6 protein-coding genes and 3 pseudogenes are annotated in these 12,012 nt (G+C 65.5%); 4 read left to right on the forward strand and 5 right to left on the reverse strand.

Going from position 1 to position 12,012, the window contains the following annotated elements:
• Positions 1-22: 22 nt before the first annotated feature.
• Together ACWEQQ_RS13300 and ACWEQQ_RS13305 are read right to left on the reverse strand one after the other, a co-directional pair.
• Positions 23-675, reverse strand: a pseudogene (locus ACWEQQ_RS13300) (recombinase family protein).
• Positions 676-743: 68 nt separating this feature from the next.
• Complete coding sequence (locus ACWEQQ_RS13305) at positions 744-1,466, reverse strand: TetR/AcrR family transcriptional regulator (RefSeq protein WP_452348389.1); 723 nt, start codon at positions 1,464-1,466, stop codon at positions 744-746.
• 94 nt (positions 1,467-1,560) lie between these two features.
• Here ACWEQQ_RS13305 and ACWEQQ_RS13310 point away from each other — a divergent pair, with 94 nt between their 5' ends.
• Entirely contained in the window at positions 1,561-3,087 is a 1,527-nt protein-coding gene (locus ACWEQQ_RS13310) for an MDR family MFS transporter (RefSeq protein ID WP_452348390.1), read from the forward strand.
• Positions 3,088-3,128: 41 nt separating this feature from the next.
• On the opposite strand, the pseudogene ACWEQQ_RS13315 reads toward ACWEQQ_RS13310, so the two are convergent.
• Both ACWEQQ_RS13315 and ACWEQQ_RS13320 read right to left on the reverse strand, forming a co-directional pair.
• Positions 3,129-6,140: pseudogene (locus ACWEQQ_RS13315) on the reverse strand (Tn3 family transposase).
• Between the two features lie 239 nt (positions 6,141-6,379).
• The gene (locus ACWEQQ_RS13320; protein WP_452348391.1) at positions 6,380-6,853 is read right to left on the reverse strand and encodes a hypothetical protein; all 474 of its coding nucleotides are present in this window, start codon (positions 6,851-6,853) and stop codon (positions 6,380-6,382) included.
• 444 nt (positions 6,854-7,297) lie between these two features.
• Here ACWEQQ_RS13320 and ACWEQQ_RS13325 point away from each other — a divergent pair, with 444 nt between their 5' ends.
• Positions 7,298-8,821 carry a pentapeptide repeat-containing protein gene (locus ACWEQQ_RS13325; protein ID WP_452348538.1) on the forward strand — a complete coding sequence of 508 codons (1,524 nt, stop codon included), beginning with the start codon at positions 7,298-7,300 and terminating at the stop codon, positions 8,819-8,821.
• A 680-nt stretch (positions 8,822-9,501) separates the two neighbouring features.
• On the forward strand, positions 9,502-10,104 hold the full coding sequence (locus tag ACWEQQ_RS13330) for a recombinase family protein (protein ID WP_452348392.1): 603 nt from the start codon (positions 9,502-9,504) through the stop codon (positions 10,102-10,104).
• Positions 10,105-10,250: 146 nt separating this feature from the next.
• Here ACWEQQ_RS13330 and ACWEQQ_RS13335 read toward each other — a convergent pair whose 3' ends face one another.
• The gene (locus ACWEQQ_RS13335; RefSeq protein ID WP_452348393.1) at positions 10,251-10,742 is read right to left on the reverse strand and encodes a hypothetical protein; all 492 of its coding nucleotides are present in this window, start codon (positions 10,740-10,742) and stop codon (positions 10,251-10,253) included.
• Positions 10,743-11,050: 308 nt separating this feature from the next.
• Between ACWEQQ_RS13335 and ACWEQQ_RS13340 the strand changes: the two are divergent.
• Positions 11,051-11,347 (forward strand): annotated as a pseudogene (locus ACWEQQ_RS13340) (recombinase family protein); the annotation flags it as partial.
• Positions 11,348-12,012 lie beyond the last annotated feature (665 nt).

The raw sequence follows: 12,012 nt of genomic DNA on the forward strand, positions 1-12,012 counted from the left end.
GTCGGACCGCGGTCGTGGTCAGCTATGGGGTTGTCTTGCCGAGGTGGCGGTAGATGGTTGGGCGGGTGACGCCGAACTCGGCGGCGATCTGGTCGACGGTGTATCGACGTTTGTCTCGCTCATCGAGTTCGTCGTACATCTGCCGCGCCAGATTCACCTGCGGGGGCCCAAGTTTCGGCTTCTGTCCGCCGGTGCGTCCGCGGGCGCGGGCCCCGGCCAGGCCGTCGCGGGTGTGTTCGGACATCAGGGCGTGCTCGAATTCGGCTATCGCACCGAGGATTTGGAAGAACATCCGCCCGAGGGCGGAGGAGGTGTCGATGCCCTGATCCAGGACCACCAGGTCCACGCTCCGTTCCTGCAAGGTCTTCGACAGTTCGATCAGGTGCTCGAGGGAGCGGCCGAGCCGGTCGAGCGTGGTCACCACCAGTTGGTCTTTGGGCCGGTCGGCGACCAGCAGCGCCTTGGTCAGCTCGGTGCGGGAGGGAGCTTGCCGGAGGCCTTGTCGATGAAGATCTCCTCACAGCCGGCCGCGGTGAGCGCGTCGTGCTGGGCTTCGGGATGCTGGTCGCGGGTGCAGACCCGCCCGTAGCCGATTCGCATGGCGCGGACTGTATTGCGAACCCCCGACAGGTTGACGTTGGCGCGTACACGGCAACCGTGCAGATTCGGTGGCATTCGACCTGCGGGAATCCCTGGAAGCCCAAGGTGTCTCGTGGACGATCGTTTCCGAGACGCCTCTAGGATCACGGAGCGCTGGTGTCGCGCGCGATACCTTCCAGCAGCCAGCGCAGTCCTTGTTCGAAGTTCTCGTCGGGGTCAGGCAGCTCGGACGGATTGCGTTGGAGTAGTTCGGTCAGCCGCTCGTGGCCCGCCGCAGTCGCCGCATCACGAAGATAGGCACCGGTTGGCGAGTCGAGCCCGAACGACTCCGGCGACGATGCCAGGGTCTCCCGCAGGACGAATCCAGTCGTGTACTGATCGACTGCCTGCACGATCTGCGTCGCCTGTGCCGGTGAAACACCCAGCCCGTCCAGCGCTTTGAGTGATTGCTCGATGTGCAGCAGCGCGTTCGGCCCGATCGTGGTGCGCTTGCCGACCAGATCGGTGGCCCAAGGGTGCCGTTTGATCATGGCGCGCTCGCACCGGGCCACACGGGTGATCGACTCACGCCAGTCCGCGGTGAGATCACCCTCGTCGAGGACGATCTCACCGGCCAGCGCGTCGGCGAGCAGGTCGAACAGATCGTCTTTGCTGTCGATGTGCGTGTAGAGGGCCATCGGACCGACGCCCAGCCGTGCGGCGACCCGACGCATGGACACAGCGTCGAGGCCCTCGGTATTCGCGAGTTCCATTGCGGCGGCAACGATGTCGTCCCTGGTCACCGCAGGCCGTCGCCGCGGCGTCTCGCGCGCCCAAATCGGGGTGCCAGACGCGGTGTTGTCTTCGCCGGAATCATGCAGCTCCACGGTCCACAGTCTACCCGAGACACCGTATCGCTTGACAGAACGCCGTATCGTTCTCGATACAGTGTATCGATAACGATGGTGGGGAAACCTCGCAATGACACAACCTCGAACGGAAACGACCGACTTCGACCCGGCCCTGAGCAAACTCGTAATCGTGGTGGTCCTGGGCGCGATCATGACGATCCTCGACACCACGATCACCAGCGTCGCAGTGAACACCCTTGGTGCTCAGTTCCATACGTCGCTGTCGGCGATTCAATGGGTGCTGACCGGATACACCCTGGCGCTCTCGGCCAGCATCCCGTTGTCGGGATGGGCGATCATGCGGTTCGGCCCGAAGACGATGTGGATCGTCTCGCTGCTGCTGTTCATCACCGGATCGGTGCTGTGCGGAATGGCCTGGAACATCACCAGCCTCATCGCGTTCCGAGTGCTGCAAGGCTTCGGCGCCGGCATGATCCTGCCGATCGGGCAGACGATGCTGGCCCGTGCCGCCGGCCCCGCCCGGATGGGCCGCGTCATGAGCGCGGTCGCGGTACCCGCGATGCTCGCCCCGGTACTCGGTCCGACAGTCGGCGGGCTGATCCTCGGTCACCTGTCGTGGCGGTGGATGTTCTACATCAACGTGCCCCTGTGCGCGATGGCCGTCATCGCCGCGATCCGGCTATTGCCGACCGACGAGGTCCGTGACCGTGGCAGCAGGCTCGACATCGTCGGATTGGTGCTGCTGTCACCGGGTTTGGGTGCACTGGTGTACGGCACCGCGCGGGCGGGCAGCGGGACGAGGCTGACCGATATCGGTGTCGTCGCCAGCGTGCTCGCCGGAGTTGCGCTGATCGCCTGCTATGTCCTGCATGCTCGCCGCAAGGGTGCCACAGCCCTGGTCGACGTTCGGCTGGTGCGGGATCGAAACTTCACCGCGGTCAACGTGCTGGTCTTCGCCTATATCGGCACTCTGTCCGGCCTGACGGCGCTGCTGCCGCTGTATTTCCAGACCGTCAACGCCGACAGTCCGCTGCGTTCGGGAGCTATGGTCGCACCAGTCGGGCTGGGCGCGATGGCCACGACGCTGATCACCGGCAAACTGACCGACAAGCACTCTCCACGATTGCTGATCCTCATCGGACTGCCTCTGGTGCTGTTGGGAATCCTCGGTCTCACCCAGATCGGCCCCGACACCAGCAATGCCCTGGTCGTGGCCACGCTGTTCGTGATCGGCCTCGGGCACGGCCCGATAATGCCCGCCGCGATGAGCGCCAGCTATCAGACGTTGCAGCGTTCCGAAATCCCCTCGGCCACAACCGCTACCAACGTCAGCCTCCGTGCGGCGAGTTCGTTCGGAGTCGCGGCGCTGCTGGTGCTGGTCCAACGCAACATCGAACACGAGGGTTCCGTTGCGAACGCGTTGACGACAACAGTGCGAACCGACGGAATCACCCACACGCTGGCGCACGCGTTCACCCAAACCTATTGGTGGGCACTCGCGATCGGCGCTGTAGCGGTGGTACCCGCGCTGATGCTGCCGCGACGGTCTTCACGGGTCTCCGCACCGGAGGCTTCCAGGACCGGCGCCGTCGATGACCGGCCCGCGGTCAGCTCCGGGATAACGACCGAGGAGTAGTCACTCGAGATTCGTGTTCTGATCGGCACGCCAGGTGTCGATCAGAACAAGGTGTCACGAACCCGCAGCGGTCGGTAACCGGTCGGTCCGAGTTGGGCGAGTTCGGCATCGATGTCGACCTCGATCGCGCCGAAGAAGTTGATGTTCTCGCTGTGCGCGGGTGAGACGTGCGCGAGGACCTCGTCGTCGATGCGCCGCCCCTCGCGGCGCATCTGCTCCACCGCCAACCCGTAATACTCTGCGGTCCAGGCGATCACGGCGTTGGTGGCCAAGGTCAAACACCAGGCCTGTTCGGTCTGGGACTCCAGGTGCCGGGCGCGGATCATGCCTTCGTGGGCGTAGAGCAGGTCGCGACGCAATGCGTGCAGGGATTCGCCCTTGTTGAGCTGGCGGGAGATCTTGCGCCGGTAGTCCGGGTCCGACAGGTACTTCGCGGCGTAGATCGTCCTGCGCAACGCCCCGTACTCCTTGAGCGCAGCTGCGAGGGCGTTCTGCCGCCCGGACGCGGACAGCTTGCCGACCAGCAGCGAGGCGGTGGCGTGCCCGAACTTCAGCGATCCGACCAGTCGGAGCAGGTCGTCGTAGTGCTCGGCGATCAGATCCAGATTCAGCTTGCGCGTCAGCAACGGGCCTGTGTGAGGGAATCGGGATTCCGCCTCGGAGCGTGGCCCCGCCCGGTACAGGGTGATGCGCCCCAGGTCGCGGATGCGCGGGGACAGCTGCATGCCGAGTAGATCGAACAGCCCAAAGTTGACCAGCGTGACGCCGTGAGTGTCGGTGGCATGTTCAGTGATCGGCAGATCGGTTGCGTTGCCGAGGATTTCATCGAGCACATAGTGCGCTTCGCGTCTGGTGGCGACGATGACCTTGGTGCCGTAGGTGGCGTGCTGGTCGGTGACGTGAGTGTAGGTGGAGAGCCCTTCGTGGGCGAAGTAGCGGCTCAGGGCTCGGGCGGTGATCGACTTGCCGCGCGTAGGGAACCTCTGGCCATCGCTGGAGGACAGCGTGCCCGCACCGAAAATCGCTGTGAGCGGCAGGCTTTGGTGGTAGCCGATCAGCGCCGTATTCGCGGCGCGCAGTGTCTCCTCCCGCACGTACCACTCCGAGGTCCAGGCGAGGATGTCGTAGGAGATCCCGGAGGCTTCGGCCATCCTGGTCAGACCAAGGTTGGTGGAGAAGGCCAGCAGGACCGCGATCAGGTTGCGTTTCAGCTCGGGACTGCGGGCTTGCTTGCCCGAGGCGTGGGTGAAGCAGTCCAGGTAGCCGGTGCGCTTGTCCAACTCGATCAACAGCGACACGATCGGCGCGAACGGCAGCATCTCCGTGAGCTCGGCCTTGAGCGCCTTCGCTTCCTCCGGGACATCTTCGGCGGTCAACGGCGAAATCACCAGATCACCGTCCTCGTCGAGACGGACCGGGCCGTCGCCCTCGACCAGCACCGTCTCCAGCTCGCCGAGAGCCTCGTACAGTTCGTCGGTGGCGCTGGCCAGCGCGCGGGCCGGATCAGCGGGTTTGCCGACCAGGCGGCAGAATTCGGCGCGTTGGGGCTCCCACTGCTCGGGTGTGAGCAGGTAGGCGGCCGGGTCGGCGTAGCGGCGTGAGCCTGGCACGTACACATCGCCGCTGCACAAGCCGTCCCGAAGGCCGAGCAGCACGCACAGCTCCCAGTAGTGCCGGTAGGCGGTCGCGCTACCCGACTTTCGGGCTTCGTCGAGGTATCCGCGCCATTTGGTGGGCACGAACCCGGTCGGCGCATCGTCGAAGACCTTCCGGCCGCCGGTGGCGTTGAGCTCGCGCAGCATGTTCACCGCGATCAGCAGCTCGGTGGCCGCGGTGCCGCCGGCGAAGCGCACCGTCGACAACACCGCCGGAGTGAACTGCCGCAGATACGAATACGAGGCATCCAGGGCAGCCAAATGGCCGTGATCGCGGGGCAGCCGTGGCTTGGCCTGCGCTATCGCCGCGCGCAACCGCTCCCATCCGATCTTCTCGCCGCGGATCAATCCGCCGATCTCCTCGTCGGGGATCTGCATGTCGGTGACGATCGCCAGGAGATCGTCCAGCAGCGCTTGCCGGTCCTCGCCGGTCTTGCCGCGTTCGGCCAGCTCGTCGCGCATCCGTTTCTCGGCAGTGCTGAATTTCGCCGAGATCGCCTGGTCGAACAGCTGTACCACCTCGTCGAGCACGTCGGTGGCCGACTGAGTCAGCAGTGTGAGCAGGATCGGATACCGCCGCTGCGGATCACGCCGTTCCAGCGCTTGACCGGTCAGGCGACGGCCCATCGTGGCCAGGAACCGTCGCCGCTCCGCGGGCAGCACCGAAATGTCCAGGGCGTCGGCACCCAGCCCGCGCAGGAACCCCAGCTTGTCGACCTCGGCCTTCACCGCGGCCGCGGAAGCCTCCACCGGACCGGTCGACAACCACGTCAACCTCGACATCCCCAGTGACGGATCGACCACCAGCAGCGCATCCAGGTCCTGACAGCGCTGCGGTGTGAGCTCGTGTACCAGCCGGTCATACGTCTCGGCCTGAACCTGGTTGCGCGCGTGCGCGACCCGCTCCACGAGCGTGACCGGGCCCGGCCGGATCACCCGCGCCGAGATCAGGTATTCGGACGCCAGCCGGAACAACAGTGTCGGCGAATCATGCTCCATCGCTCGCGCCAGCAGGAACTCATCCAGCTCCTTCAGCTCGATTGCTCCGCCCGCGCGCCAGCCCAGATATTGGGCCACGAGCCGCACATGTTCACTGCGCGTCTGGGCACGGCGACCGTACGAACGAAGCTGCGCCGCATCGACATTCAACTGCTCGGCCAGCCGCGTCACCGCCACCGGCGGCGCCGCAGCCACCTTGTCCGGAACGAACCCCAGTCACGGCAGACTGCACAGAATCACGGCCAAGCCCAGGCGCACACTCGCCCCTCGACCCTGTGGCGTGACGAACGCCAAATCTGCTGGGCTGAGCGTGAAGTACCGGAACAGCTCATCGCGGCTGATCTCCGGGAACTCCCGAAGTCGCTGCAACTCCTCATCAGCGAATACCCGCGTCGCCACGAACCCAGCCTTCCGGCACACCGACCGACCTCATCGGCAGCCAAGCCAAGCACCAACCACCCTGCTCCGCACCCGGAACCGGCGAATCACCCTCTACCAGGGCATATCCCGAACTTCGTTGGATTTTTGGCGATTACTACCGGAACCCCCTCAGGCCGGGCTGTTCGGAAAACGATGGTCAGCGGCTTGTGGATGGGCAGGATCAGTTGACCTCAGGGATGCATCTACTCACGCTGTCCTTACGTGACAACGTGACAGGTGGGGCTGGCCGAGCCGCTGGCGCTACCGGCCAAGATGCTTTGGGCCGTGCTCCCCACCCGCGGGTAGGCAGGTGTGTAATCGATCGACTTCTGGCTGGTGATCGTGCCGTCCGCGCTCTTTTGCATGGCGGTGACATGCAACGTTATTTCGGCGCAGTCGAGGTACACCCCGGCCCCGTAGCCGCCGCCGGCAGCGTAGAGCGTCACCGGGAAGGGACTCCCGCCGAGCACAGTGCCGTTGACGGCGAGCCACACCGGAGTCGAGTCCGTAGTGCCAACCCAGATGTGCGAGTTTTCACACCTGGGGTCGGACCCTTCGTACCCGCTTATCGGGCACTCCGCCCCGAGTTCGGTGATGCTGGCAGAGGCCGGTGCCGCCCCGAGTGCGAGACTCGCTACCGTGGCGGCAGTCAAGATACCGAACCCCTTGCACGCCAGTGGTTTCAGCTTCATGGCTGGTAGATCTCCTTGCTTCCCCCCGGAGAAAGGCCACCGGGTGTCGGCGAGTTTAACGACTCGGCCAACATTCAGAACTGAATCCGTTTCACAATTTGGGGTATTGACACCCCGAACATCCCGGCCGACCCGCCATGCCGCAACCCGCCGTTCCGGCTGCCCGGCTACGGAGTTCCCCGATGACATCGCTCGGCTTCCTCGCAGAGACGGCGAGTGCGCCCGCCACCTTCCCTCCCCCTTGCGCGCTGCCACGGCGGCACCTGATCGAATGAAGCGACGGCCGTTCGGAAAACGATGGTTCACATACGTCGGCGGTCCTTGTTCCGGGCATCCCGCGCCTCCGCATGAAGCGGTGTTCGGAAGCCCGTTCATCAACTGCAACAGCGGGCCGACGAATCGCGAGCGGTAGGGCATGGTGTCGAGCACAATCGAGCGGTGCTCATGTGGGTGGGAAAGCGCAACAGGGCAATGGGTCGCTTCGCTGGACGGATCGGCTTGTTTCCCGCGGTCTTCCTAGCACTGTGCGGCGGACTGCTCGTAGCGTTCGCCGCCTACCGATTCCTGCGCTGGATCACCCCGATCGATCCGAGCAAGACCGCCGGCGACATCGACGTCACCCGGATCGCGTTGACCGTGGTGGCCGGTGTCGGCGGTGTGGTCGCGTTGGTGATCGCCTACCGGCGGCAACGCGATATCGAGCAGGGCCGGTTCGTCGAACGCTTCGGTGCCGCCGCCGCACAGCTCGGCGCGACCGATGTCGCGGTCCGCATCGCCGGGGTCTACGCCATGGCCGGTGTCGCCGACGAATCGAGTGGACTGCGCCGCCAACAATGCATCGACGTCCTGTGCGGTTACCTGCGCCTGCCCTACAGTCCCGAACTCGGGGCCAACCACCAGAGCAAACTGGTTCTCAAACACCACCGCGCAACCACCGACGGCACCCGCGCCGACGACTCCGAGCGCCACCTCGAGTACAGGCACAACGACAGAGAGGTACGCGCAACCATCGTCCGCGTCATCGCCGACCATGTCCGACCCGCCGCTGAATACAGCTGGTCAACAAGCGATTTCGACTTCCGTACCGCATACCTCGAAGACATCGACTTCACAGCCGCCCAGTTCTCCGGTACCGCCCGGTTCGAGGGCGCGACCTTTTCCGGCGAAGCCAGGTTCGGGGACGCGACCTTCTCCAGCGACGCTTGGTTCGGGGACGCGACGTTCTCCAGCGAAGCCAGGTTCGGGGGCGCGACCTTCTCCGGCGGCACCGGGTTCGGGGGCGCGACCTTTTCCGGCGGCACCGGGTTCGGGGGCGCGACCTTTTCCGGCGACGCCTGGTTCGGGGGCGCGACCTTCTCCAGCGAAGCCAGGTTCGGAGGCGCGACCTTCTCCAGCGAAGCCAGGTTCGGGCGCGTGACCTTCTTCAGCGACACCCGATTCGAGGGCGCGACCTTCTCCAGCACCGCTCGGTTTGATGGCGCGACCTTCTCCAGCACCGCCTGGTTCGGGGACACGACTTTCTCCGGCGACGCCTGGTTCGGAGGCGTGACCTTCTCCAGTGACACCCGATTCGATGGCGCAACCTTCTCCAGCGACGCCTGGTTCGGGGACGCGACCTTCTCCAGGGCCGCCCGGTTCGGAGGCGCGACCTTCTCTGGCACCGTCGGATTCGAGGGGGCGACCTTCTCCGGCACCACCAGGTTCTGGGACGCGACCTTCTCCAGCGACGCCGGGTTCGGGGGTGCGACCTTCTCCGGCGCCGCCGGGTTCGGGGGCGTGACCTTCTCCGGCACCACCAGGTTTGAAATGGTGGATTTCGGTACTGAAGCTATTTCGTTCGCTGATCCGCGGCGATGGGGCCCGCCAGCACCACGGTTTGACTGGGACCAGGACCTTAGTCAGAAGCCCAACAACGTCGAGCCTCAGGACTGGCCGCCAGCTGTCGCTCCGCCGCCTGCGGCTGGATGAGTGTCGAGAATCGATCATTTCTCCAGCACTCACCTCACATGCCCCGTGCGGCGGCGAATCCCCAGGTGGCGAGGAAGGACCACCTGTCGAAAACCGTGTTGCCGAGACATGTTGTCCGAGAATCTGTGTCAGACCTTTCTCGGACAGTTCGCGGCGTGACCGCCACCGCGAGCTTGACAACTGGTCACTTGACCAGGTTAGGTTGATGCGTCATGAGTTAGTCAGACCTGAGTTAGACACGAACGGAGAACACCCTTCATGTTGACAATCATTGGCCTGATCATTGCCGCTATTGCCGGGACCGGCAGCGCCGCCGCAGGCTCTGGCAGCGCCTCCCATCTCCCGGCGATGTTCTGACCAACCGCTAGTTGGCACGACAACCACCAGCGCCCGCCCCGAGTTTCGGGGCGGGCGCTGGTGGTTGTCGCGGGGCGAGACAGGTCCAGGCCGGGTTTGATGAGATGAGCGAAGTCGGGACGGCTAGGAACTCGTCGACTGTTGGTTAGCCGGGTTCGGTAACGGCAGTCAGCATGTCGTTTTGAGGTACACCCGTACCCGACACTCCCGATCCACCCGCACGAGTGTCGGAATAGAATCCGAACCGGCTTTTCCGACACTTGTCGGTGTCGGTTCTTAGACTCCAGCCCGACATATCCACGCACAGAAGGGAATTGCGGGCGATGCACGGGCAGCGAGTCGGCTACGTCAGGGTCAGCACCGGCGACCAGAACACCGAACGGCAACTCGACGGGATCCGCGTCGACAAGACCTTCACCGACAAGGCCTCCGGCAAAGACCGCGAACGCCCGCAACTGACGGCCTTGCTGGACTACGTCCGCGACGGCGACACCGTGGTCGTGCACTCCATGGACCGGCTCGCCCGCAGTCTCGACGACCTGCGCCAGCTGGTACGCGGGCTGACCGAGGACGGGATCAAGGTCGAATTCGTCAAAGAGGGCATCACCTTCACCGGCGAGGACACCCCGATGGCCAACCTGCTGCTGAACATGATGGGCGCGGTCGCCGAATTCGAACGCGCCCTCATCCTCGAACGCCAACGCGAAGGCATCGCCAAAGCCAAGACCCGCGGCGTCTACAAGGGCCGAAAACCCTCCCTCACCACCGCAGAGGCCCACGCCCTGCGCACTCGCGCCGCGGCCGGCGAGCCGAAAGCGAAGCTGGCCAAGGAATTCGGGGTCCACCGCGACACCGTCTATAGCTACCTCAACGCCGGGCCCACCCTGCCCGAGGATCACGGGCGGTTGCCCGACGTCGCGGTGTAGGACCAGTCACGCAGGCGGAGGATGGGTACGCCCACGGGATGCGGATCCGCATCACCCTCCGCGACGCCGACGCCGGGCACTTGGATTTTCGGCGAGTCCGGGACCCCTGGATGTCTGCTCGATTCTCGCCCTCGTGGGGCTGCGGCTCAGATTCCCGAGCTGCCTGTGGAGGTGGGGGGGCTGTCAACCCCGCAACCGCCGGTGGTGGGCTTCGGGATCGGAGCGCCGCTCGCGGCGGGTTGGACGGTGACAGTCATGGTCTGAACATACGGGCCATATGCGACCTGCAGGGTATGGGCGCCAGCGGAAGTCGGCGTCCACATCGTCGAATCGAGGTATTTATCCCCCCCAAATCCCGCGTCCCAGCCGATGCACTGCCCGTTGTCATAGAAATTCACGAGCTGGGCGCCCATCCAAGGGACGTGGTCGTAGGCGCGGGTGTAGTCCAGCTCGTAACTCGTCCCCACCTGCAACTGCGCAGGATTGCCCTTGATCGTGAAACCCGGATCGGCCGAACCCGAATCGGCCGAACCCGAACCGGCCGACGCGGGGGCCGCCGCCAGGGTCACCACGGCGCTCGCGGCCACCAAAGCCTGTGCGGCCCAGCCGATTCGTCCCAAAACGCGGTTCGTTGTCATGTGTCCCTCCCGGTCGTTCACCCCGCACCTGCGCGAGGACAGGCGAACACTAACGCCCCGAACTATGAAGTGTTGGCCTTTCACAATTTGTGACAGTGGACCGACACCCCTCTCTGCAGGGCCTGGTCTCGATCGTCGCCGCACTCCGTAAGCGCGGCATCGGATTCCGATCCCTGCACGAAGCACTCGACACCACCACCCCGGCGGGCGCCTGGTCTTCCACGTCTTCGCCGCACTGGCAGAGTTCATCCGCGAGCTGATCGTCGACGGCACCCACGAAGGCCTGGCCGCCGCCCGCGCCCGCGGGCAAGGGCGTACGGGTGGAGTTCGTGAAGGAGAACCTGACCTTCACCGGCGAGGACTCACCGATGGCGACGCTGATGCTGTCGGTGATGGGGGCCTTCGCCGAATTCGAGCGCTCCCTGATCCTGGAACGCCAGCGCAAAGGCATCGCCGCGGCCAAGGCCCGCGGCGTCTACACAGGACGCAAGCACGCCCTCACCGACACCCAATCCCACCAACTACGCCAGCGCGCCGCCGCCGGGGAGAAGAAAGCCGCCCTCGCCAGGGAATTCGGCATCAGCCGCGAAACCGTCTACAGCTACCCCAACACCGAACCCGCCCTACCCGCCGACGAGCGGGCGCAGGCTGCCGTCGGCGGTGTCAGCCCCGCTGTGGTCCACACCGAAGAGAAGGCCTCCGAACTCGGCTCTCCCGGCATGCCCATGCCGACCCCTGCGCCGGTTCCACCGGCTGTGCCCGCCGCCGCGCGGGCGCCTGGTCGGCGGGCGGGTTCCCGTGTCCGGCAACCGAAGTCGCGGCGCGAGCGGTGGCTCGACCCGAAGGCGAAGGTGCGGGAGCTGGTCACCCTCACCCGCGACCCGGACACCGGCGACCACCGGGTCACCGACGGCGACGAGTACCTCGGCCGGATCGCCCGACAGATCACCGCGACCGGACGCCGCGGACGCTGGCAAGCCCTCGACCCGCACAACACGGTCCTGCGCGGCGGGCCGTGAGCCACCATCGACGAGGCGCTGACCGGACTACTGACCCACCACCTCGACCAGGGGCCCTCCGGCGGGTAGGCCCAGACACGACTGTGCGGCGCACCCGATTCGGGCACGCCGCACAGTCATTCACCTGCCCCCTTGTTGCAAGACAGCCGATTACAGCGCATGCGCCGCATTTTCAGCGAAAACTCTCGCCATCGCTGCTGGTCAAGCCATTGTCGTTGTTTTTCGCGCCGTTGCTACCGGAACCCCGGGTA

It is taken from the genome of Nocardia sp. NPDC004123 (genome assembly GCF_053603795.1).

What these genes read in the sequence shown, in the direction of transcription:
- ACWEQQ_RS13335 (WP_452348393.1), bottom strand. Translation starts at nt 10,742, where the DNA reads ATGACAACGAACCGCGTTTTGGGACGAATCGGCTGGGCCGCACAGGCT.
- ACWEQQ_RS13330 (WP_452348392.1), top strand. Translation starts at nt 9,502, where the DNA reads ATGCACGGGCAGCGAGTCGGCTACGTCAGGGTCAGCACCGGCGACCAG.
- ACWEQQ_RS13310 (WP_452348390.1), top strand. Translation starts at nt 1,561, where the DNA reads ATGACACAACCTCGAACGGAAACGACCGACTTCGACCCGGCCCTGAGC.
- ACWEQQ_RS13325 (WP_452348538.1), top strand. Translation starts at nt 7,298, where the DNA reads ATGTGGGTGGGAAAGCGCAACAGGGCAATGGGTCGCTTCGCTGGACGG.
- ACWEQQ_RS13320 (WP_452348391.1), bottom strand. Translation starts at nt 6,853, where the DNA reads ATGAAGCTGAAACCACTGGCGTGCAAGGGGTTCGGTATCTTGACTGCC.